The following is a 22,959-nucleotide window of genomic DNA, read 5'->3' on the forward strand; positions in this document are numbered from 1 at the left end:
GGCATTGGTCGCGCGCGTGTGGATTCGCGCGCATTCGCGTCATGCGCGCTTAGAAGGTCTCCCAGTCGCCGCCTGTATCCGCCGTCGCTGTGGCGCGGGGCGCGCTCGCCGGCACGGGCGCGGCGCGCTTCGCCGGCGCCGTCGCCACGGGCTTGCGCGCGACGCGCGCGACCACCGTTGCAGGCGATGCAATGTTCGCCGCCGGCGTGGATCTCGTCACGGCGGGCGCGACGCCGTCCGCGACCTGGAACACCGCCACGGCCTGCCGCAGCCGCGCGGCCTGATCTTCGAGCGACTGCGCAGCCGCCGCCGCCTCCTCGACGAGCGCCGCGTTCTGCTGCGTCACCTCGTCCATCTGCGTGACGGCGCGCGACACCTGTTCGATGCCGCTCGACTGCTCCTCCGACGCCGCCGCGATTTCGCCCATGATGTCGGTCACGCGCTGCACCGCGCCGATGATCTCGTTCATCGTGCGGCCGGCTTCGTCGACGAGCGTCGTGCCCGTGCGCACGCGCGCCACCGACGTGTCGATCAGTTCCTTGATTTCCTTCGCCGCCGCCGACGAGCGCTGCGCCAGACTGCGCACTTCGCCCGCGACCACCGCGAAGCCGCGCCCTTCCTCGCCCGCGCGCGCCGCCTCGACCGCCGCGTTGAGCGCGAGAATGTTGGTCTGGAACGCGATGCCCTCGATGATCGTGATGATGTCCGCGATCTTCGACGAGCTGCCGTTGATCTCCCGCATGGTATCGACGACCTGCGTGACCACCGCGCTGCCCTTGCCCGCGATTTCCGACGCGTTCGCCGCGAGCGCGCTCGCCTGCCGCGCGTTGTCGGCGTTCTGGCGGACGGTGCCCGTCAGTTCTTCCATGCTCGACGCGGTTTCCTGCAGCGCCGACGCCTGTTCCTCGGTGCGCGACGACAGATCGGTGTTGCCCGCCGCGATCTCCTGCGTCGCCGAGGCGATCGATTCGCTGCCCGAGCGCACGGTGCGCACGGTCGTCAGCAGGCTCGTACGCATCCTGGCGAGGCCTTCGAGCAATTGCCCCATTTCGTCACGCGACGTGACGACGACCTCGCGGCGCAGATCGCCGGCGGCGATTGCGTCGAAATGGCCGAGCGCGGCTTCGAGCGGCCGCGCGATCGCGCGCCGCAGCGACACCCACGCGAACGCGGCCGCCGCGATACCGAGCGCGATGGCGGCGAGGCTCAGCGCGCAGAACCACAGGAAGCGGCTTTGCGTCTCCTCGTAGCTCTTCTTCGACGCCTCGGTCAGAAACTTGCGCAGCGCGTCGTTCGCGTTGGCGAGTTCGTTATAGGTGGACTGCATCGACTTGGCGTTCGCGATGATGCCGTCGTGGTCATTCGCCAGCACCGCCGCGATGCCCTTGTCGACGACGCCTTGCAGTGCAAGACGCCGGTCCTGCGCAACCTCGGCGAGACGTTTTTCCTCCGGCGACTGCGGCAGCGACGTGTATTCCTTCCAGAAGCCGTCGGCGCGCTCGCGCATCATGCGCGCGCGCTCGACGGTCGCCGCCACTTCGGGTGTGCCCGCGAGCAGCGCCGCGCGATCGAACACGAGCCGCTCGCGCGCCGCGTACATTTCCGCGTTGCCGACCGCGATCGCGGCGGGCATCTGCACGGCGTAGGTGTTGAGGAACGCGCCGTTCGAATGGCTCATGCCGGTGAGCCCCAGCGCGCCGATCGCGATGAGCAGCGCGCCCAGAAACGCCATCGAGATGCCGAGGCGCGCCTTGATCGTCAAAGCCTTTTTCATTGAGTTTTCCCTGATGCCGCTTGCGAGCGGGTCTCCCGGCCGATTTGACGGCCGGCGCACGGGACCTTGCCCAAAGCGCGCCGCTGACGTCCGCGCGGCCGAAGCGCGCCGTCATTTCCGTCGATGAACGTGCGCGCGAGGTCGCGCGTCCGCTATCGACGTAAACGGCGCGAAAGCATCATGACTTGAGGGAATTGTTTCGTATGAAAAGAAAACGGCGCGTCAGGCGCGCCGTTTTTCAACGAACATTGAAAAGTTATGCGGAAATTTCGCTGCGGTGCGGAATCGACGGTTGCGCCCCTTCGCGCGTGACCGCGATGGCGGCGGCGCGCTGGCCGAAAGCGATCGCGTCCATTGCTGCGGCGCCGCGCGCGAGTTCCGCCGCGAAGCCGCCGATGAAGGTGTCGCCGGCGGCGGTCGTATCGACGGCTTCGACTTGCGGCGACGGCAGATGCGCGCCGTCGTCGCCGGCGCCGTCGAGCAGCGCGAGCACGCCTTGCGCGCCGAGCGTCACGATCACGTTGCGCGCGCCCTTCGCCTTGAGCGCCTGCGCGGCGCGGCGCGCGTCGTCCGGCGTCTCGATGGCGACGCCCGACAGCGTCGCCGCTTCCAGTTCGTTCGGAATCAGATAGTCGATGAGCGGAAACCAGTCCGGCGGCAGTTTGCGCGCGGCGGGCGCGGGATTGAGCACGGTCACGCGTTCGAGCCGCCGGCCGGTGGCGAGCGCGGCGCGCACGGTTTCCAGCGGTGTTTCGAGCTGGCAGACGACGACGTCGGCTTGCGCGATCAGCGCTTCGTGCGCCTCGATGCGCGCGGGCGATACTTCGGCATTGCTGCCCGCGACGATGACGATGGCGTTCTGGCTCGCGTCATCGACGACGATGAGCGCGACGCCCGTCGGCGCGTCCGCGCTGGTCGCGAGCGCCGTGCAGTCGATGCCTTCCGCTTCCAGGCTGCCTTTGAGCGTCGCGCCGTTCGAGTCGTTGCCGACGCAGCCGATCATCGCGACCTGCGCGCCGAGCCGTGCCGCCGCGACCGCCTGATTGCCGCCCTTGCCGCCCGGCACCTGCGCGAACGCGTGCCCGGCCAGCGTCTCGCCCGGCCGCGGCAGGCGCGGCGCGCGCGCGACGAGATCCATGTTGAGACTGCCGACCACGGTCACGCGGCCGGTCTTGCCTGCATCGCCCATCTTGCTTCCTTTCAACAGCTTTCGTTATCCATTCGCGGCGCGCCGCGCTTCCGGCACGACCGCGGTCGATTCGCGGAGCACGAGGCGCGGCGGCACCACGCGCCGGCGCGTCGTTCCGGTCAGCTTGCCGGTGATGCGGTCGATCAGTGTCTGCGCGGCCATTTCGCCGAGCGCGCGCACCGATTGTCCCACCGTCGACAAAGCCGGATACGTGTAGCGCGACAGCTCGACATCGTCGAAGCCGATGATCGAGCAATCCGTCGGCACGTTGATGTGGCGCTCGGCCGCCGCACGCAGCGCGCCGATGCCCATCATGTCGTTGCACGCGAAGATCGCCGTCGGTTTCATGTTGTCGAGCAATTGCGAGGCCGCGGCGTAACCGCCCGTCGCGGAAAAGTCGCTCTGCACGATCGCGTTCGGCTCGATCTCGATGCCGCGTTCCGCCATCGCGCGGATGAAGCCGTGCAGGCGCATCGCGGAAACGGCCGTCGCGACCGGCCCGGTGATGCAGCCGATCTGCGAATGCCCGAGTTGCAGCAAGTGCCGCGTCGCGAGATACGCGCCCTTTTCGTGATCGATCTGAACGAGGTCCGACTGCAACCCCTCGATATTGCGATCGACGATCACGAGTGGTTCGCGCGCCCCCGCGAGACATTGCGCGAGCACCGCGTCCTCGCCCGCCGACGCGATCACCAGCCCGTCGATGCGCTTTTCCTGCAGCACGCGCAGATAGCTGCGCTGCTTCGCGGGATCGTCGTCGGAGTTGCAGAAGAACACGCAATAGCCGTTCTTCGCGCAGCCGTCCTCGACGCCGCGCGCAAGCTCGGCGAAATACGGATTGGTCGCGTTCGGCACCAGCAGGCCGATGGTCGCCGTCGAACGCGCCTTCAGCGAGCGCGCGACCGCCGACGGCACGTAGTCGAGTTCGAGAATCGCCCGCTCGACTTTCGCCCGCACGTCGGCCGATACCGGCCGCGAATTGTTCACTACGTGGGATACCGTCGTAAACGACACCCCGGCAATGGCTGCCACGTCTTTGATCGTCGCCATACATCGTCCTTCGCTTTTCTTAGGTCCTGCTGCTCTCTTATTGGTCGTAAGGCGTGCGGCGCTTGATTTTCATGCGCCGCGTTGCTTTCCCCGCGCCCTGCCTGCTTCATGCTCACTACCGTCGCCGGCCGCTTCTCCACCCCGTGCGGAGCGCGCGCCGTCGCCGTCCCTCAATTAGTCATCGCTCAGTCGGCGCTCAGTCGCCAATTACACACGTTTGCGTCTGCTGCGGTATGTGTCCAGCACCACCGCCACCACGATCACCGCACCGGTAATGATGCGCTTGGTCGGCTCGTTCGCGCCGATCTGCGCGAGTCCCGCAGCCAGCACGGAGATGATCAACACGCCGAAAAACGTGCTGATGACCGAGCCGCGCCCGCCCATCAGGCTCGTGCCGCCGATCACGACCGCCGCGATCACCTGCAGTTCCAGCCCCGCGCCGGCGTTCGGATCGGCGGCCTCCAGCCGCGAGATCTGAAACAGTGCCGCAAGGCCAGAAAGCGCGCCCATCAACGCGAACACGATCACCTTGTACGGGCGCGGATTGACGCCCGCGAGCCGCACCGCTTCCTCGTTCGTGCCGATCCCTACGAGATATCGGCCAAAAACCGTTCGAGTCAAGACCAGATGCGCAACTATCATCACCGCGACCGCGATCAGGAACGCGGGCGAGATGCCGAACGCGATCGGATTCGACAGAAAATCGAACGCATCGCCGATGTACGCCGTGCGCGAGTTCGTCATCTGATACGCGAGCCCGCGCGCGCCTTCCAGCACGCCCAGCGACACGATGAACGACGGAATCCGCCACGCCACCGTCACGAGGCCGGTCACCGCGCCCGTGAGCGCGGCGGCCGCCAGCCCGATCAGCGCGGCGGGAAACGCCGGCCAGTGCCACTTGAGCGCGGCCACGCTCACCACCGACGCGCCCAGCGCCAGCACCGAACCCACCGAAAGATCGATGCTCGCGATGATCAGCACGAACGTCATGCCCACCGACATCACGACGAGATCCGGAATCTGGTTCGCGATCGTGCTGAACGTGTCGTACGTCAGAAAGTGCGGGCTCAGCACCGAGAACAGCGCGATCATCGCGGCGAGCGCGCCCGCGAGACCGAGGTAATTCGAAATGCCCAGGCGCGTGCCGACGCCTTTCGTGCTCTTCGGCGCGTCGGCGGGCAGGTTCGCTTCGCTCATTCAATGCTCCACGTTGTCTTCGGGCGCTTTCGCGTCGGGCACGATAGGCTCGTGCAGGATCGCCTCGCGCTTCGCGTAGCCCGAGAACGCCGCCGCGAGCAGCGCGTCCTGCGTCCAGTTCGCGCGCTCGAACACGCCCGTCATGCGTCCGGCCGACATCACGCCGATCCGGTCGCAGATCAGCATCAGCTCGCGCAGATCGCTCGACACCACGACGAGCGCGCGCCCCTCACGGGCCAGCGCGCCCATCAGCCCGTAAATATCGAACTTGGCGCCGACGTCGATCCCGCGCGTCGGCTCGTCGAACAGCAGCACCGAGCAATCGCGCGCGAGCCAGCGGCCGATCACGACCTTCTGCTGGTTGCCGCCCGACAGCTCCGACACCGCCTGCGCCGGGCCCGACGTGCGGATACGCATCGCGTCGATCTGGCGTTGCGCGAGCGCCGCTTCCCGGCGCGTGTCGACGACTCCGCGCCGCGCCACCGCGCCCAGATTGCCCAGTGAAACGTTCGCGGCGATGGGCAGGCTGAGCAACAGCCCCTCGCCCTTGCGGTCCTCCGTGATCAGCGCGATGCCTTCCTCGACCGCATCCGAAGGCGATTGCACCGACACGCGCCGCAGCGCCTCGCCATGACGCGCGATCGACACCGTGCCCGCGTCCGCGCGATCCGCGCCGTAGATGAGCCGCATCAGCTCGGTGCGGCCCGCGCCGATCAGCCCGCTCACGCCGAAAATTTCGCCGGCGCGCACGTCGAACGAGACATCGCGCACCACGGCGCCGCGCGTCATGCCTTCCACTTTCAATGCGACGCCGCCGATCCGGCGCTCGCCCAGATCGATGCGCTCGCCGATCTCGCGCCCGACCATCAGCGTGACGAGGCGATCGCTCGTGAGTTCGTCCATCGGGCCGAGGTGCACGAGGCGTCCGTCGCGCAGCACGGCCGCGCGCTCGGCGATGCGCCGCAATTCCTCCAGCCGGTGCGAGATATACACGAGCGCGACGCCGCGCCCCTTCAGCCGCTCGACCTGCTCGAACAGCAGATCGACTTCGCGCGCGGTGAGCATCGCGGTGGGTTCGTCGAGGATCAGCACGCGGCAATCGCCGATCAGATTGCGCGCGATTTCCACCATCTGCTGATGCCCGATGCCGAGGCTCCCGACGAGCGTGTCCGGGGCGATCGCGTCGAGCCCGACTTGCGCCATCGCGTGGCGCGCGTCGTCGGCCAGCCGTTTGCGGTCGATCCAGCCGAGCTGGCCCAGCGCGCCCCGGCGCGGCAGGCGGTTCAGGAACAGGTTCTCCGCCACCGACAAGGTTGGCAGCAGATTGAGCTCCTGCATCACCATGCGCACGCCGAGCGCCTCGGCGTCCGAGCGGGTCTTCGGCGCGTACGGCTGGCCGGCGAGCGTCATCGTGCCGGTGGTCGGGTCCGTGAGCCCGCCGATGATCTTCGACAGCGTGCTCTTGCCCGCGCCGTTCTCGCCGGTCAGCGCGAGCACTTCGCCCGCGACGAGTTCGAGCGACACGTCCGCCAGCACCGGCTCGACGTAAGTCTTGCCGATGCCCGTCACCGTCAGTACGTTCGCATCGTTCGATCCGGTCATGGGGCGCTTCAAGGCTCGCTGTGCATCCTCGCTGGGTTCACGGGCACGTCAGCATGTTATCGGCACGATGGCCGCGAACTTGAGGCTTTCGCGCCGGCTCACTTGGTGATGAGATCGACAGGCGTTTCCACGACCTGCGACAGCTCCGACTGCTTCTTGTGGCCGGCGATCGCCTTCAGCGCCACGTCGATGCCGAACACCGCCTGCTTCGCCGCGTACTGGTCGGCGGTCGCGAGCACGCGGCCGTCCTTGAGCATCGGCTTGATCGCGCCGATGTTGTCGAAGCCGACCACCTGCACCTTGCCCGCCTTGCCCGCCGCGCGAATCGCCGAGACCGCGCCGATCGCCATGTTGTCGTTGTCGCACAGGAGCGCCTTCACGTTCGGATTGGCGTTCAGGATCTGCGAGGCGACCGCGTTGCCCTTGTCGATTTCCCATTCGCCCGACTGCAGCGCGACGACCTTCATGCCGGCCGCGTCCATCGCTTCCTTGAAGCCCGCGCTGCGCGCCTGCGAGTTCGTGGTGGTGGTCACGCCTTCGATGATCGCGACTTCATCGCCCTTCTTGAGCTTGGGCGCGAGATAGTCGCCGACCTTGCGCGCGCCCTTCTTGTTGTCCGGGCCCACGAACGGCACGTTCAGATCCTTGGACTTGAGCACGTCCGGATCGAGCCGGTTGTCGATGTTCACCACGATGATGCCCGCGTCCGCCGCCTTCTTGATCACCGGCACGAGCGCCTTCGAATCGGCCGGCGCGATGATGAGCGCGTCGACTTTCGAGACGATCATCTGCTCGACGATGCGGATCTGCGCGGCGGTGTCGGTTTCATCCTTGATGCCGTTGGTGATCAGGTCGAACTGGCTGGCGTTGTGCGCCTGATAGTCTTTCGCGCCGTTTTCCATCGTCAGGAAGAACTCGTTGGCGAGCGACTTCATGACGAGCGCGACTTTCGGCTTGGCCGGCGTTTGCGCGAATACGGATGACGAGGCGAGCGGCAGTGCCGTGCACACGGCGAGCGCGACGGCGGCCTTGACGACGCGCCGGCGGATGGTTCGGTTCATGCGGATCTCCAGTGCTTTGTTCTGGTTTGTTGGTCATGCGAGATGCAGCGAACGTGAGCCGAGCGTCGAGCCGCGCGGACGGCCTGGGAAAGCGGTCAGCGCGCGCCCTGTCGCGCGCGCCCGATTACACACCGCAAGCCTTCAGTCGCCCTGTGGGGCGCGGTTTCAACGTTTGCTCGCCGTCGATTCTCGTTGGAGAGGCGCGTGAGGTCAATCGGGCTAACGTGTAGAACTTTTGTGACTCGCTGCCCGCGTCAGAGATCCTCGACCGACTGCCCTTCCACCTTGTTGTCGATGATGTCGCGCGCGTAGTCGATGCCCGCGCGCGTTGCATCGATCGGACTGTCGAAGGGTTCCTGTTCGGGCACGCCGAACATGACCGAGCGGCCGCTGTCGCCGTGCGCGCTCTTCGCGATCGTCACGACGATATCGAAGTGACGCGGACCGTCGTCCGGTTCGTCGCGCTCCTTCGCGCGCCGCAATGCCTGCACCTTGATTTCGAAGCCTTTGTAATGGTCGGACAGCGGCGTGGACATGAACCGTCTCCTTGAGCGTTGGACATGCGTCGCACGATCATACGTCGGCAGGCTGCTTCGTGCGGATCGGCTGCGATGCACGGCACTGCATCGTTGATGCCGGTCATGAAAGCTTCCTGCAAGCATCATTCCCGCCCTCCCGATTTCACCCTATGCCGCACACCGTTCATATTGGGTTTGCCATAATGCCCCGGGCGGCATGCCGCTTCGACACCCGCCTCGAAAAAATAACCGTCAGTCAAACCAGGGAGCGTCACATGACCATTCGAGCCACCGCCCTCATCGCCGTGCTGAGCCTGACGCTCGGTGCGAACGCAGCCTTTGCCGCCAACAGCCAGCAGAACAAGATGTCCGATTGCAACAAGCAGGCGGGCGACAAGAAAGGCGACGACCGCAAGGCGTTCATGAAGAGTTGCCTGTCCGCGGCGCCGGCCGCCGCCTCCGCGCCGATGACGCAACAGCAGAAGATGACCGCGTGTAACAGCCAGGCGGCCGACAAGAAAGGCGACGACCGCAAGGCGTTCATGAAGAGCTGCCTCAGCAACAAGGGCTGATTGGCGGCGGCGTCTGTTTTACCGCCGCGCCGTTCGCGCGCGGCGTCTTTCGTATTTACCCGTTTCTGCCGCTGTTATTGCACTGCACCCAAGCAATTGATTCGCACCTTCGTCTTTTTCTCATAAGATGGTGCGGAGGCGGCCCCCTCACCAATACAAGAAACACGCCATCGGCCGCCGCCGTTTCGAGCGAGGCGACACGCCACGCATGGAGGCATTGGATGGCATGGAGACACAAGAACCGCTGGTTCAGGCGGTGGCTCGTGGTGATCACGTTCTGGTTCGTGCCGGTGCTGATCGTCGCGGTCAATGAAGTGCGCGAGGAGATGGCGTACAACAACGTCGATCTCCAGAAGTCGCTTTCCACCTGGGAACTGACCGACGCGCAGCGCGCCGCCGGCGCCGCCGCGCGCTGCCACGGCGCGCCCGACGAAGCGCGCGCCGCCGGCTGCCCCGCCGACATTCTCGCGGCCAACGCGGTCAAGCATCAGGAAGCGCTCGACGAATTCGCGCATCGCAAGGCGACGCTCGCGGATTACCTGTGGCACGCGTTCGTCGGCTACTGGGTCGTGCCGGCGGCGTTTCTGCTCGTGCTCGGCATGTTGATCGGCGGAATCAGGCGCGCGCTGCGGCGTCCACAGCATGCGCCGTCGCCGTCGCATGCCGAAGTAAAAACGACGACTCACCCCTGACCGATGGCCGGGTACGGTCGTTGCTACTTGCCTTTGCGGTTTTCGCAATGCCAGACGGCAGGGGCCATGAAAATTATCCCTGCCACGAGGTGGCGCCTTCGGGCGAAAACGCCGTTTCTCTTCGGTTTAGTCGAAGCTTCGTCTACCCTGATATGAGGCGGATCAAACAATCGAAAGTTTTATGTAATTTGCCGTCCCGGCTGGCGGTTCGCGGCCGAAGTCGGAGTAAGCTCTAATTTCGATTGATCGAGCCCGAAATGTTGCGGAGCCTGACAACCCAAGCGTGACAAGGCTTTGGGCGCATGGGGCGAGGCTCGTGTTTCACGTTGCTGTGCTATAACTTTGCGTGCCTCACCCTCCCGCTCTTATGGGGTTTCCTAAATTCCACGATGGAGAACAATGATGCAAAGACGAAACTTCATGCTCAAGTCGACCGCCGTTCTGGCACTGGGAGGCCTCGCGCTTGCCGGCTGCACGGCCAACAAGAACACCGGCGCCGAAGCAGCCGCGGGCGCCGCCGATGACCGCCGCGCCATCGACGCCGATGTCGACAGCACCATGCAGCGTCTCTACTCCACCGTAGGCGGCTCGCGCGAACTGGTCGCGAAGGCGCGGGGCGTGCTTGTGTTCCCGTCGGTGCTGCAGGCGGGTTTCATCGTCGGTGCGCAGTACGGCAAGGGCGCGCTGCGCGTGGGCGGCGGCACCGTCGGCTATTACAGCACGACGTCCGGCTCGTTCGGTCTGCAGGCGGGTGCGCAATCGAAGGCGCTGATCTTCCTGTTCATGACGCAGGACGCGCTCGACAAATTCCGCAATTCCGACGGCTGGTCGGCGGGTGCGGATGCCTCCGTGGCGCTCGTGAAGATGGGCGCGAACGGCGTGATCGACACGACCACCGCCACCAAGCCGGTCGAAGCCATCGTGCTGACCAATGCCGGTCTGATGGCCGATGTCTCGCTGCAAGGCACGAAGGTGTCGCGCATCAAGTACTGAGCGCGCGCCGCTTCGCGGCGAATGCAAAGCCGCCGTGTGACGCGACCTTCGGGTCGCGGCACACGGCGGTTTTTTTCTGTTTTTTCGGACCTGTCAGGTCGACGTCGCGCGATCGATCAGCTTGAAGCGCGCACGCTTTTGCGCGCGTACGACCGCCTGATAGGCGTCGATATACTGCCGCGCCATGCGATGCGACGTGAAGCGTTCCTCGAAGCGCGCGCGCACACGCTCGCGCGGCAGCGTATGCAGCCGGTTCACCGCGGCCACCGCGCCGATTTCATCCTCGACGATGAAGCCCGAGACGCCCTCATCCAGCACTTCCGGCACCGAGCCGCGATTGAACGCGATGACCGGCGTGCCGCACGCCATCGCCTCGATCATCACGAGGCCGAACGGCTCCGGCCAGTCGATCGGGAACAGCAGCGCATGCGCGCCCGACAGGAATTCGGCCTTCTGGCTGTCGTTGATCTCGCCGACATAGTCGACGTACGGCAACTCCAGCAGCGGCGCGATCTCGCGCTCGAAGTACTCATGATCGGCGGCATCGACCTTGGCGGCGATCCTGATTGGCAGGCCGCAACGGCCCGCGATGCGGATCGCGGTATCGACGCGCTTTTCGGGCGAAATGCGCCCGAGGAACGCGAGATACTTCTGCTCCACCGGCTGCGGCGTGTAGAGCATTTCAGGCAAGCCGTGATAGACCGTGGTAATCCACTTCGCCTGCGGCAGCGGATGCCGTTGCGAGTCTGAAATGGAGACGACGGGCGCCGTGTTGAAGGTATCGAATACCGGCTGCTGCTCGGGTAGATCGAGGCGGCCGTGCATGGTCGTGAGAAACGGCGTCTCCTGACGCTTGAAAAGCGAAAAAGAGTAATAGTCCATATGGAAATGCAGGACGTCGAACTCCTCGGCGCGCCGGCGCACCAGTTCCATCAGCAGCATGTGAGGCGCGATGCGGTCGCGGATCGCCGGATCGAGCCGCAATGCACGCGGCCACACGGGTTCCAGGTTGGCGCTGGTCTGCGAATCGCCGGTTGCGAACAGCGTCACCTCGTGACCGAGCTCGACGAGCGCCTCGGTGAGGTACGACACGACGCGCTCGGTCCCGCCGTAAAGCTTCGGCGGCACCGATTCGGTCAGCGGAGCAATCTGGGCAATTCTCATCGTTCTCGTCTCCATGCGGATATCGACGTGCGGCGCCACGCTTTGCGAGCCGGCCGCGGCGCGCATCGAGTATGACAGCGGGCCGTAAGGCGGGGCAACGAGGTTTGCCCTTACGCGTTATTCCGTCTCGCGCTGTCCGTCGATGAGTGCCGTGATGAGCGCATTATCGGGTGCCGAAGTGAACATCGCGGGCGATTCTTGCACTTTCATCGCTCTGTTACAGGGGCGAAACATTCGTTTCGCGCGCCGGTTACGCTTTCGGCGCGCCGCGCAGATCGGCGAGAAAGTCGTCGCGCCACACGCCCAGATCGTGCTTGCGCAGCGCCGTCATGTTGGTTTCGTAGCGCTGCTTGCGCTCGGCAAGCGGCATCGCGAGCGCGCGCCCGATCGCCTCGCTCGTGCCGACGATATCGTGCGGATTGACCATCACCGCGCCCGTCATTTCATCGGCCGCGCCCGCGAATTGCGACAGCACAAGCACGCCGGGATCATCGGCATTCTGCGCGGCGACATATTCCTTCGCGACGAGGTTCATGCCGTCGCGCAGCGGCGTGACGAGACCGATCTGCGATTCGCGGAACAGCGACATCAGCTTCCAGCGGTCATAGCGCTGGTTGAGATAGCGGATCGGCGTGTAGTCGAGCCCCGAGTAACGGCCGTTGATGCGCCCCGCTTCGTATTCCAGGTTCTGGCGGATCTGCTGATAGGTCTCGACATCCGAGCGCGTCGGCGGCGCGATCTGCACGAGCGTGACGTTTCCGCGCCACTCCGGCGACTTCTCCAGGAAATGCTCGAACGCGCGAAAGCGCTCGACGAGCCCCTTCGAGTAATCGAGCCGGTCCACGCTCATGATGAGCTTGCGCCCTTCGAGACTCTGCTTCAGGTCCATCACGTCCTGACGCGCTTCGCCGCGCTCGGCCTGTTCGGCGATCTCGTCCGGAAACACGCCGATGCGATACACGTTCGTCGTGAGCGTTCTGCCGAACGCTTCGACGTGGCCGTCGGGTGTAGCGGTGCCGTGCGCGTGCCGGACGATGTAATCGTGAAACGCGATGCGATCGCGCTCGGTCTGAAAGCCGACGACGTCGTAGCAGCACAGCGACTTCACCAGTTCCTCGTGCGGCGGGATGTTCAGGAGAATCTGCGGCGACGGAAACGGAATGTGCAGAAAGAACCCGATGCGATTGGTGATGCCCGCCGAGCGCAGCGCCTCGGCGAACGGGATCAGGTGATAGTCGTGAACCCAGATGACGTCGCCGGGTTCGAGCAGCTTGATGAGCTTGTGCGCGAGCCACGCGTTCACGCGCCGGTAGCCCGCGTATTCGTCGCGGTCATAGACGGCGAGATCGTTGCGATAGTGGAAAACCGGCCACAGCATCGCGTTGGAAAAGCCGCGGTAGTACTGGTCGTAGTCCTTCTTCGGCAGGCCGACGGTCGCGAAGGTCACCGCGCCGTCCTGTTCCAGCTTGGGCCCCTGGTTCGCGACGGTTTCGGTCACCACGTCACCGCTCCAGCCGAACCAGACGCCGCCGCTGTCCTTCAGCGCGCCGAAGACGCCGACGGCGAGCCCGCCTGCGGAGCCCTTGGTTTCGGTCGGCGTGGCGACCCGGTTGGATACGACGACGAGACGGCTCATATGCTTTCCTTTTCCTCTTCCGACGTTATTTTTCAGCATAAACCCGAAATTTTCGACTGGAGAATGCTGTGCGGGTTCAGGTCTTCCCGGTTGATGCCACCGAGTGTGCGCGCGGGTCCGGCCCGCCCGGCTCGCCACGGCTCGCGACCGGATCGGCGGGCGTGTTCGCCGTGCTGGCCGCCTGCGCCGCGCCCGGGCGCTCCAGCGGCGGCGCGAAATCGACGTGGCGGTCCTTGTCCGTCGACAAATCCGCGCGCGCACGTGGCAGATACTGCGGATACGCCGCCTGCACGAAGTTCACGAGGCCTTCGCGCACGCGGCAGCGCAAATCCCAGTTGAGCGCCGAATCGAAGGAACTGACGAGCACGCGCAGTTGCATGGCGCGATCGGTGGCGTCGGTGACTTGCAGCACCTGTACGCGGCCGTCCCATTCCGGCGCGTGCGCGAGTATGCGCTCCAGTTCCTCGCGCAGCGGCGCGATCGGCATGCGGTAATCGACATACAGAAACACCGTGCCGATGATCTGCGAGCTGTTGCGCGTCCAATTCGTGAACGGATTCTCGATGAACCACTGCAACGGCACGATGAGCCGCCGCTGGTCCCAGATCCGGATCGACACATACGTGCCGGTGATTTCCTCGACGCGCCCCCACTCGCCCTGAATCACGACGACATCGTCGAGGCGGATCGGCTGCGACAGCGCGATCTGCAAGCCCGCGATCAGATTGCCGAGCACGGGCCGCGCCGCGATCCCGGCGACGAGTCCTGCGACGCCTGCCGAAGCCAGCAGGCTCGCGCCGATCTGCCTGACGCTCGGAAACGCCATCAGCGCCGCGCCGAAGCCGATGATCACGATCACCACCATCACCGAGCGCGCGAGCACGCGCGCCTGCGTGTGGATGCGGCGCGCGTTGAGATTGTCGTCGGTGTCGAGCGGATGCGCCTGCACGATCGCCTCGCCCACCGCGCCCGCCGAACGCGCCGCGAGGAACGTGAGCGCGGCGATCAGCGCGACCGTTTCGAGATCGCGCAGCACGCCGATGAACGGCAGCGCATCGGGCGCCTCGAAGATCATGAAGCCGATGCCGAGGATGATGAGCAGGATGAGCGCAGGCGTGTCGATGTAGCGCAGCACGACGCTCATCAGCGGATAAGGCCGCGCGATGCGCGTCAGAATGCGCGCGCCGATACGATGCACGCCCACCGCGACGGCCACGGCGATGACCGCGACGACGAGCGCGCCGGGCCAGGTGCCGAGCGGCCGTTCGGCCAGGTCGAGGAAATGATCGAGTGAAAGCATGAGCGTCGCGGGATCAGCCTCGTGAAAGTGACGGCGTCGAGGTGGATACGGCGGTCGCATCGCGCGGATGCGGGACGTTGCTGCGATGGCCGTCCGGGCGCTTCAGCAAGCGCGACGCCGGTGCGCGCGACGGCGTACCGGCGTCGAACGCGCGTTCAGCGTTCCGCCTTGCAGGGAAACGCCTTGCCGAGACCGAGCGAGACCATCGTCGTCGCGTTGAAATCGGCCTTGTCGGGATTATTGGCGATGTACTTGCGCACCGCGTCCGTGAGCTGCTGCGGCTTTACGTCGGCCGGCAGGCAGAAATACTGGCCGATCTGCGGCCCGGAGGTTCCGCCGATCGCCTCGATCGTGTTGTAGATGCCGTCCGCCGCCCCTTCGATGTAGGCTGCGCAGGCGGTTCGCGAATTGGGATCCGTTTTGGTGCAGAGCTTGTTCAGATCGTTGCCGGTAAACGCGAACGCGCACACGGGCGTCGCGAGAGCACAGGCGATGACGAATTCCCGCAGCATGATCTTCCTTGTATGTTGAGCGGCGGCTTGTGTTGGGGCGACGGGTTCGGGGCAATCGGGGCAATGCGCGGCCGCGCCTGACCGCCCTTGCCCCGCTCGAGATTCGCGCTGCGCTATTTTGCACCGTTTGAGCCGCTTTGCGGAGCGCTGCCGCCCGCGCCTTGCGGCATCGAATCCAGGCGCGCCTGCAGACCTTCTGCGACGTCGCGCGCTTCGTACTTGCGGGCGAAGTCCACCGCCGTCATGCCGAGCTGATTCTTCACGCGCAGATCCGCGCCTTCGTCGAGCAGCAGCTTGCAGGTCGAAAGATGATTGCCACGCGCCGCCATCATCAGCGGCGTCGTGCCGTTCGGCGAACCCGCGTCGATGTACGCCGAATGGTCGACCAGGATCTTCACGATATCGTCATGACCGTTGGTCGCCGCGTAGTGCAGCGGCGTCCAGCCCTTCTTGTTCACTTCGGCATCCTTCGCGATCAGCAGATTCACGAAGGTGGCGTCGCCGTTGAGCGCGGCGAGCATCATTGCGTTTTCGCCGGCGGGGTCGGTTTTCTCCAGATCGGTCTTCGGATTGTCGGCGAGCAACTGGCCGACCTTGTCGGACTTCTCGCGCGCCGCGATCACGATGATCGGCGTGCCGGTGTTGTCGACCGTATTCGGGTCCGCGCCCTGCGCGAGCTGTTTCTTGACAGCCGAAATGTCGTCGAACTTGACCGCCTTGATGAGCGAGTCCACGGACGCGGCCCAGACCGGCTGCGCGAGCGCGCACGCCGCGAGCAGCGTGCCGGCGACCAGACCGCGCACGGCACGGCGCGCAGCGCGTGCGCGGGAAACGTCAGGCGCGCTCGACGCGGACAGAATGGAAACCATCGGGGAATTGTTCATAAGTGACCTTCGGATTGCCTTGAAACAGTTTTTTTGCGCACGGTCCGGCCGCCCTCAGGCTGGCCGCGCGATCTTGAAGAGCCGGAAGAAGTTCTCGGTAGTCGCCTGCGCGACGGCCTCTTCCGGCTGCTCGCGCAACTGCGCGATGAAACGTCCGACATAACTCACATACGCAGGTTCATTCGGCTTGCCCCGATACGGCACTGGCGCGAGATACGGCGAGTCGGTTTCGATCAGCAGCCGCTCGATCGGCACGCGCCGCGCGACCTCCTGCACGTCCGTGGCCTTCTTGAACGTGACGATGCCCGACAGCGAAACATAAAAATTCTGCGCGAGCGCCTTTTCGGCGACGTCCCAGGGCTCGGTGAAGCAATGCATGACGCCGCCGGGCACGTCGGCGCGCTCTTCGGCCATGATGCGCAGCGTGTCTTCCGAGGACGAACGCGTATGGACGATCAGCGGCTTGCCGGTCTCGCGCGCGGCGCGAATGTGCGTGCGAAAGCGCTCGCGCTGCCATTCCATCTCGTCGATGCTGCGCCCTTCCAGCCGATAGTAGTCGAGCCCCGTCTCGCCGATCGCGCACACCTTCGGATGCGCGGCCAGTTCGACCAGCTCGGCGACGCTCGGCTCCTTCGCGTCTTCGTGATCCGGATGCACGCCGACGGAGGCATACACGTTCTCGTACCGTTCGGCGATGTCTAGCACCGAAGGCAGCGTTTCCAGATCGACCGACACGCATAGCGCATGCGTGACCGCGTGCGCGCGCATCTTGTCGAGCACGTCGGGCAGACGGTCGGCGAGCCCTTCGAAGTTGATATGACAGTGTGAATCGACGAACATCCGGTGCTCCTTGATGCAATTCTTCCACTACGGCGCGGCGCGAACGCGTCAGGCCGTATAAATCCCGCGATACCCGATGAACAGTTCCTCGAACACGAGGCGCGCGTTGAGCGGATGGTTCTCGACCGCGCGCTGACGCGTGACGGTCTTCATATAGCGCGCGAGCGCGGCGGAATCGGCGCTCTGCGCGCAACGGGCGAGCGCTTTCGCCGCGCCGGGAAAATAGCGCGGCCGGCCCGCCGTGCGCTCCGCGAGCAGATCATAGAGCCAGCGCTGCAGCCAGCCGAGCACGAGCGGCACGGGCACTTTCTGCAAGTTCTCTCCGCACGCGAAGGCATCGCAGTTCGGTCCGGCGGCCAGTTGCGCAAGCGTGAAGTCGCGCAAGGCGCGATGCTCGTCGTTCGCCAGCGCAAGCGCGGCAAGCGGCGCGCCGCCGGCCTGCGCGAGCAGTCCCGCCGGATCGTCGACGCCTTGCGACGCGAGCCACGCGCTCGCTTCCTTTTGCGGCGGCACGCTCATCGGCCACTGGCGGCAGCGGCTGATGATGGTCGGCAACAGCCGGTCGACGCGCGCCGACACCAGCAGGAACACGACGCCCGAAGGCGGTTCCTCGAGCGTCTTCAGGAGCGCATTGGCCGCCGCGACATTGAGCGCCTCCGCCGGATACAGCAGCACGACCCGCAGGCCGCCACGATGCGAGCCGACGCCGCAGAAATCCAGCAGCGCGCGCACCTGCTCGATCTTTATTTCCTTGCTGGGCGTGCGAGTCTTCTTGCCCTCGTCGCTGTCGGCTTTTTCGGCTGAATCGGCGGCGTCGGCACTTCCGGCGGCAAGCCCGGCGAGCGCTTCAGGCAGCACCGCGCGGTAATCGGGATGATTGCCTTGCGAAAACCAGAGGCATGCCGGACACGCGCCGCACGGCTCGTGGTTTGTCGTGGGCGCTTCGCAAAGAAGTCCCTTCGCCAGATGCTGCGCGAACTGAAGCTTGCCGATGCCGGCCTCTCCGTGCAGCAGCAGCGCATGCGGCCAGTGCGCGCGCAATTGCTGGAGACGTTGCCAGTCATCGGTCTGCCAAGGGTAAATCATCGATATTCTCAAGTTAAATCAGAGGCTTGAGACTACTTCTTCAAGTCTTTCACGAATATCGCCGATGGAACGAGTCGAATCGACGATGAAAAAGCGCTGCGGCGATTCCGCCGCGCGGCGCAGGTACTCGCTGCGCGTGCGCTCGAAAAACGCGTCCGACTCGCTCTCGAACTTGTCCGGCGCGCGGGCCGCCGAGCGGCGCTCGCTCGCGGTGTTGGTCGGCACGTCGAAGAGCACGGTCAGATCGGGCTGAAAGCCGCCCTGCACCCAGCGTTCCAGCGCTTCCAGCTTGTCGCGCGGCAGGCCTCGCCCGCCGCCCTGATACGCGAAGGTCGCGTCCGTGAAACGGTCCGACAGCACCCAGTCGCCACGCGAAAGCGCCGGCTCGATCACCTGCGCCAGATGCTCGCGGCGCGCGGCGAACATCAGCAGCGCTTCGGTTTCCAGATCCATCGGCTGATTGAGCAGGATGCCGCGCAACGTTTCGCCGAGCGGCGTGCCGCCCGGTTCGCGTGTCATCACGACCTGATGTCCGCTCTTTTCGAGCTTCGCGGCGAGTTGCTGGCGGAACCAGTCGAGATGCGTGGTCTTGCCCGCGCCGTCGATGCCTTCGAACGTGATGAACTTGCCGCGCGCCATTCATTGACCCCGGATGTATTTGTCGACGGCCTTGTTGTGGTCGCCCAGATTGTCGGAAAAGATGCTGCTGCCGTCGCCGCGCGACACGAAATACAGCGCACCGCTCGCGGCGGGATTGAGCGTGGCGTTCAGTGCGGCCACGCCGGGCAGCGCGATCGGCGTCGGCGGCAGGCCCATGCGCGTGTAGGTATTGTACGGAGTGTCCGTCTGCAGGTCCTTTTTCTTCAGTTTGCCGCCGTAGGCCGGACCGAGACCGTAGATCACGGTCGGATCGGTCTGCAGCGGCATGCCGATGCGCAGCCGGTTCGCGAACACCGCCGCGACGAGCGGCCGGTCCTGCGGGCGCCCTGTCTCCTTCTCGACGATCGACGCCATGATGAGCGCCTCGTAAGGCGTCTTGTAAGGCAGATTCTGGGCGCGCGTGTTCCACGCTTCGGTGAGGCGCGACTGCATCAGCCGGTACGCGCGCTTGTAGATGGCGAGATCGCTCGTGTCTTTGTCGAAGAGATAGGTATCCGGGAAGAACAGCCCTTCTGCCGACGCCTTGTCGACCTCGGCCGCGCCGATCGCCCGCAGCAGGTCGGTGTCGGTCATGCCCGCCGTGTCGTGTTTGAGCGCGGGATTGCTGTCCAGTTCGCCGCGCATTTTCTGCAGCGTCCAGCCTTCGATGACGGTCGCGACATATTCGTTGACGTCGCCGCGCGCGATCTTCTCCAGCACCTCGTAGGGCGTGATGCCGCTCTTGAACGCGTAATTGCCCGACTTCAACTGTGAGGACAGGCCGAGCACGCGCGTCATCAGCACGAACAGCTCCGGTTCGACCGGCACGCCGCCGCGGTTCAACTGGGCGCTCACGCTGCGCAGGCTGCTGTGGGGCTTGATGGTGACGTCGAGTTCGGGCGTCGACAGTTCCATGGGCCGATTCGCCCACCAGTACACGCCGCCCGCGACGGCCGCCGCGAGCATCGCGGCGAACACCGCCGCCACGACGCATTTCTTCAGAAAGGACATGCGAAACACGCTTGAGATAAGACCAATATAATAACTTGCCGCCTGCGTCAGAGTCGCTTTCGCCGACCCGAGCCCAAACGATAGGATTGACAGCCGCCCACCTCATGCTCATTTCATGAATTCCCAGACCACAGCTCTCGCCGCCTCCGATTACGAATCCGTCAAGACCGCGGGCGTCTACATGCCGCTTACACAGTTCGGCGTGATCGACGTCAGGGGCGAGGACGCCGCCTCTTTCCTGCATAACCAGGTCACGAACGATGTCCAGCATCTCGATGCCTCCACCGCGCGCCTCGCGGGCTACTGCTCGCCGAAGGGCCGCCTGCTCGGCTCGTTCCTGATGTGGCGCACGGCGGACGCGGTGCGCCTCTTGATCGCGCGGGACGTGCAGGCCGCCGTGCAGAAACGCCTTTCGATGTTCGTGCTGCGCTCGAAGGCGAAACTCACCGACGCGACGCCCGAAGTGGCGGCGGTCGGCTTCGCCGGCGATGTGCGCGCGGCGCTTTCCGGCATCTTCGATGCGCTTCCCGACGGCGTGCACGTCAAGGTGGAAGGCCCGCATGGCTCGCTGATCCGCGTGCCGGACGCGGCGCATCGTCCGCGCTTTCTGTGGGTCGGCCCGAAAGCCGATGTCGAGGCGCAACTCGCGAAACTCGATGAAAAACTGCAACGCGCGCCCGAAACGATGTGGGACTGGCTCGATATCCACGCGGGCGAGCCGCGCATCACGCACGCGACGGTCGAGCAGTTCGTCCCGCAGATGGTGAACTTCGACGTGCTCGGCGCGGTGAACTTCAGGAAGGGCTGCTATCCGGGACAGGAGATCGTCGCGCGCAGCCAGTATCGCGGCACGATCAAGCGGCGCACGGCGCTCGCGCACGTCGAAGCGGCGGCGCCCGGTGCGGAACTCTTTCATTCCGACGATCCCGGCCAGCCGTGCGGACTCGTCGTCAACGTGGCGCCCGCGGAGCATGGCGGCGTCGACTGTCTGGTCGAGATCAAGCTCGCCGCGCTCGACAACGGCTCGGTGCACGTCGGTTCCGCCGAAGGCCCGGCGCTCACCTTCGTGCCGCTGCCCTACGCGTTTCCCGTCGATGCCTGAGGCCGCACGCGCATGTGTCTGATCGTCTTCGACTGGCAGCCCACGGCTTCGCACGACGACGGCCGCGCCTTGCTGACGCTCTCGGCCAACCGCGACGAATTCTTTCGCCGCGATGCCGAGCCGATGCACTGGTGGACCGATGCCCCCGGCGTGCTCGCCGGCCGCGATCTGACGGGCGGCGGAACGTGGCTCGGCGTCTCGCGCGACGGCCGCTTCGCCGCGCTGACGAACTATCGCGCGCCGGATGACATGAAGCCGAACGCGCCGACGCGCGGCACGCTCGTGAGCGCGTTTCTAGCGGGCGAGCGCATTGCGCCGCTCGATTATCTGCATGGCGTGGCGCAAGACGGACATCGCTACAACGGCTTCAACCTGCTGTGCGGAGACTTTATGCGCCGCGAACTCGGCTGGTACGGCAATCGCGCCGATTCGCCGCCCGCCCTGCTCGACGCGGGCGTGCACGGTTTATCGAACAGCCTGTTGAACACGCCGTGGCCGAAACTCGTCGCGCAGCGCGAGGCCTTGTGCGATCTGATTCATGCCGATGAACGCCCGTCGCTCGATGTGCTGATCGAGACCCTGCGCGATCCGCGCATCGCGAACGACGAGCATCTGCCATCGACGGGAATTTCGATCGAGCGTGAGCGCGTGCTGTCGGCGGCGTTCATCGAAACGCCGGAGTACGGGACGCGCAGCACGACGGCGCTGCGCGTGAGTCCGTCGGCGCAAGGGTTGTCGCTGGACATCAAGGAGCGCAGCGACGATGACGGTTCGCATCGCATCGTGCGGCCCGGAGCGTTCGAGCGGGCGTTTGCATTCGGGATTGCGTGATCAGCGTTTTCGTAGCGCCAGACACAAGGACGCGAAGATGACCAGCAGCGCGAAGGCATCGACCGCCGCGAGGATGGGTAGCGGATCGGTCCATTTGTCCATGTTCGTCGTGCGCGCGTAGTACGGCGGACCGTCGCCGTACGCTTCGTTCAGACTGAACAGGTTGAATGCGCCGACGAGCACGGCGATGACGAGCAAGGCCGCGTAGCTCGAACGACGTAACATTCTGATATGCACAGGAAAACCGGATCGAATGGCAAGGGTCGCCATTTAACGATCCAGCGCGGATTCTGTGCAGGGGAGAATTCGGATTTTCGTCTGCCTTCCGGCAACTACACGCTGTCGAACGCCGCGCGCAACGCCTTCACCGCTTCCGCATGCGCCTCGGCGACTTCCGGCACGAAACCGCCCATCTTGAAGAACTCGTGAATCATGCCTTCGTAGCGCATGAGCGTGACCGGCACGCCCGCTTCTTCAAGTTTGGCCGCAAACGCGATGTCCTCGTCATAGAGCGGATCGTGATCCGCCGCCGCGATCCACGCCGGCGCGACGCCCTTGAATTCGGGCACGCCGCCCGCCGCGTCGAGCGGTGCGAAGCGCCAGTCGTCGCGGTCGCGGTCATCGCGCAAATACTGCGCGAAGAACCACTGGATCGTTTCGCCCGACAGCAAATATCCCTCTGCGAGCCGCGCATGCGACGCGCTCTGCTGCCACGCGCTCGTACCCGGATAGATCAGCAGTTGCAGCCGCAAATCGATGCCCGCGTCGCGCGCGAGCACCGCGCACACGATCGCGAGCGTGCCGCCCGCGCTGTCGCCGCCGATCGCGAGCCGCGCCGGATCGATGCCGAGCGTCGGCGCTTCGCGCGCGAGCCATTGCAGCGCGTCGAATGCGTCGTTGACCGCGACGGGAAACCGGTGCTCGGGCGCCAGTCGATAATCGACCGATACGACCGCGCAGCCCGCGTCATGCGCGAGCTTGCGGCACAGCGCGTCATGCGTCGCCACGCTGCCGACCGTGAAGCCGCCGCCATGCAGATACAGCAGCGCCGCAGAAGGCGCGGCCCAGCCCGGTTCGACCGGAAAATACACGCGCACGCCGATGCTCGCGCCATCGCGCGTCGGCACGCGCAGGTCTTCGATGTTGTGCATCGGCAGCGGCGCGATATCGAGAATCTGCGCGCTCATCGCGTAGGCGGCGCGCGCCTGCTGCGGCGTGAGCGTGTGATACGGCGGTCGATTGGCGCGCGCGACCATCTCCAGGATTTGCGCGATCTTCGGATTGAGCGGCATCGGCGGAAAAAGCA

The 22,959-nt window shown here is 65.5% G+C and carries 23 protein-coding genes; 5 read left to right on the forward strand and 18 right to left on the reverse strand.

The genetic code is table 11. From position 1 onward, the window contains the following. Positions 1-49: 49 nt before the first annotated feature. The 7 genes from AWB80_RS18405 to AWB80_RS18435 form a co-directional block, all read right to left on the reverse strand. Positions 50-1,774: a methyl-accepting chemotaxis protein gene (locus tag AWB80_RS18405; protein ID WP_061176099.1), complete on the reverse strand. Its 1,725-nt coding sequence runs from the start codon at positions 1,772-1,774 to the stop codon at positions 50-52. Positions 1,775-2,030: 256 nt separating this feature from the next. Next, positions 2,031-2,963, reverse strand: coding sequence for a ribokinase (gene rbsK / locus AWB80_RS18410; RefSeq protein ID WP_061176100.1), 933 nt, complete (start codon positions 2,961-2,963; stop codon positions 2,031-2,033). Positions 2,964-2,987: 24 nt separating this feature from the next. Then, on the reverse strand, positions 2,988-4,013 hold the full coding sequence (locus AWB80_RS18415) for a LacI family DNA-binding transcriptional regulator (RefSeq protein ID WP_061176101.1): 1,026 nt from the start codon (positions 4,011-4,013) through the stop codon (positions 2,988-2,990). 207 nt (positions 4,014-4,220) lie between these two features. Further along, positions 4,221-5,210 carry an ABC transporter permease gene (locus tag AWB80_RS18420; RefSeq protein WP_061176102.1) on the reverse strand — a complete coding sequence of 330 codons (990 nt, stop codon included), beginning with the start codon at positions 5,208-5,210 and terminating at the stop codon, positions 4,221-4,223. Continuing rightward, complete coding sequence (locus AWB80_RS18425) at positions 5,211-6,812, reverse strand: sugar ABC transporter ATP-binding protein (RefSeq protein ID WP_061176103.1); 1,602 nt, start codon at positions 6,810-6,812, stop codon at positions 5,211-5,213. A gap of 98 nt (positions 6,813-6,910) precedes the next feature. Continuing rightward, on the reverse strand, positions 6,911-7,873 hold the full coding sequence (locus AWB80_RS18430) for a sugar ABC transporter substrate-binding protein (protein ID WP_061176104.1): 963 nt from the start codon (positions 7,871-7,873) through the stop codon (positions 6,911-6,913). Between the two features lie 254 nt (positions 7,874-8,127). Then, the gene (locus tag AWB80_RS18435; protein ID WP_061176105.1) at positions 8,128-8,409 is read right to left on the reverse strand and encodes a hypothetical protein; all 282 of its coding nucleotides are present in this window, start codon (positions 8,407-8,409) and stop codon (positions 8,128-8,130) included. Between the two features lie 257 nt (positions 8,410-8,666). Here AWB80_RS18435 and AWB80_RS18440 point away from each other — a divergent pair, with 257 nt between their 5' ends. The 3 genes from AWB80_RS18440 (at position 8,667) to AWB80_RS18450 (ending at position 10,648) form a co-directional block, all read left to right on the forward strand. Further along, positions 8,667-8,963 carry a PsiF family protein gene (locus AWB80_RS18440; RefSeq protein WP_061176106.1) on the forward strand — a complete coding sequence of 99 codons (297 nt, stop codon included), beginning with the start codon at positions 8,667-8,669 and terminating at the stop codon, positions 8,961-8,963. A 221-nt stretch (positions 8,964-9,184) separates the two neighbouring features. Then, on the forward strand, positions 9,185-9,655 hold the full coding sequence (locus tag AWB80_RS18445; protein WP_061176107.1) for a hypothetical protein: 471 nt from the start codon (positions 9,185-9,187) through the stop codon (positions 9,653-9,655). A gap of 402 nt (positions 9,656-10,057) precedes the next feature. Beyond that, positions 10,058-10,648, forward strand: a complete 591-nt coding sequence (locus tag AWB80_RS18450) for a BPSL1445 family SYLF domain-containing lipoprotein (protein ID WP_061176232.1) — start codon at positions 10,058-10,060, stop codon at positions 10,646-10,648. Positions 10,649-10,741: 93 nt separating this feature from the next. Here the strand turns inward: AWB80_RS18450 and AWB80_RS18455 are convergent, their stop codons facing one another. The 9 genes from AWB80_RS18455 to mltG form a co-directional block, all read right to left on the reverse strand. After that, the gene (locus tag AWB80_RS18455; RefSeq protein ID WP_061176233.1) at positions 10,742-11,812 is read right to left on the reverse strand and encodes a glycosyltransferase family 4 protein; all 1,071 of its coding nucleotides are present in this window, start codon (positions 11,810-11,812) and stop codon (positions 10,742-10,744) included. A gap of 250 nt (positions 11,813-12,062) precedes the next feature. Further along, entirely contained in the window at positions 12,063-13,448 is a 1,386-nt protein-coding gene (otsA, locus tag AWB80_RS18460) for an alpha,alpha-trehalose-phosphate synthase (UDP-forming) (protein ID WP_061176108.1), read from the reverse strand. A gap of 76 nt (positions 13,449-13,524) precedes the next feature. Beyond that, positions 13,525-14,748 (reverse strand): mechanosensitive ion channel family protein, encoded by a 1,224-nt coding sequence (locus tag AWB80_RS18465; RefSeq protein WP_061176109.1) that lies wholly within the window; start codon positions 14,746-14,748, stop codon positions 13,525-13,527. A gap of 155 nt (positions 14,749-14,903) precedes the next feature. After that, positions 14,904-15,260, reverse strand: a complete 357-nt coding sequence (locus AWB80_RS18470; protein WP_014191314.1) for a Rap1a/Tai family immunity protein — start codon at positions 15,258-15,260, stop codon at positions 14,904-14,906. A gap of 113 nt (positions 15,261-15,373) precedes the next feature. Beyond that, complete coding sequence (locus AWB80_RS18475) at positions 15,374-16,144, reverse strand: ankyrin repeat domain-containing protein (RefSeq protein WP_244206587.1); 771 nt, start codon at positions 16,142-16,144, stop codon at positions 15,374-15,376. A gap of 54 nt (positions 16,145-16,198) precedes the next feature. Beyond that, positions 16,199-16,984 (reverse strand): TatD family hydrolase, encoded by a 786-nt coding sequence (locus tag AWB80_RS18480; protein ID WP_061176111.1) that lies wholly within the window; start codon positions 16,982-16,984, stop codon positions 16,199-16,201. A gap of 48 nt (positions 16,985-17,032) precedes the next feature. Beyond that, on the reverse strand, positions 17,033-18,070 hold the full coding sequence (locus AWB80_RS18485; RefSeq protein WP_061176112.1) for a DNA polymerase III subunit delta': 1,038 nt from the start codon (positions 18,068-18,070) through the stop codon (positions 17,033-17,035). Positions 18,071-18,088: 18 nt separating this feature from the next. Next, entirely contained in the window at positions 18,089-18,709 is a 621-nt protein-coding gene (gene tmk, locus AWB80_RS18490; RefSeq protein ID WP_061176113.1) for a dTMP kinase, read from the reverse strand. Then, positions 18,710-19,720, reverse strand: a complete 1,011-nt coding sequence (gene mltG, locus AWB80_RS18495; RefSeq protein ID WP_061176114.1) for an endolytic transglycosylase MltG — start codon at positions 19,718-19,720, stop codon at positions 18,710-18,712. A 115-nt stretch (positions 19,721-19,835) separates the two neighbouring features. Here mltG and ygfZ point away from each other — a divergent pair, with 115 nt between their 5' ends. Next, positions 19,836-20,822 carry a CAF17-like 4Fe-4S cluster assembly/insertion protein YgfZ gene (gene ygfZ, locus AWB80_RS18500; RefSeq protein WP_061176115.1) on the forward strand — a complete coding sequence of 329 codons (987 nt, stop codon included), beginning with the start codon at positions 19,836-19,838 and terminating at the stop codon, positions 20,820-20,822. Positions 20,823-20,834: 12 nt separating this feature from the next. Beyond that, a complete protein-coding gene (locus AWB80_RS18505; protein WP_061176116.1) occupies positions 20,835-21,653 on the forward strand; it encodes an NRDE family protein in 819 nt (272 codons plus the stop codon). On the opposite strand, the gene AWB80_RS18510 is transcribed toward AWB80_RS18505, so the two are convergent. Next, complete coding sequence (locus tag AWB80_RS18510; protein WP_061176117.1) at positions 21,654-21,878, reverse strand: hypothetical protein; 225 nt, start codon at positions 21,876-21,878, stop codon at positions 21,654-21,656. It abuts the gene before it with no gap. A 107-nt stretch (positions 21,879-21,985) separates the two neighbouring features. After that, positions 21,986-22,945 (reverse strand): alpha/beta hydrolase, encoded by a 960-nt coding sequence (locus tag AWB80_RS18515; protein ID WP_061176234.1) that lies wholly within the window; start codon positions 22,943-22,945, stop codon positions 21,986-21,988. Positions 22,946-22,959 lie beyond the last annotated feature (14 nt).

The organism is Caballeronia pedi (assembly GCF_001544915.2).
Lineage (GTDB): Bacteria > Pseudomonadota > Gammaproteobacteria > Burkholderiales > Burkholderiaceae > Caballeronia > Caballeronia pedi.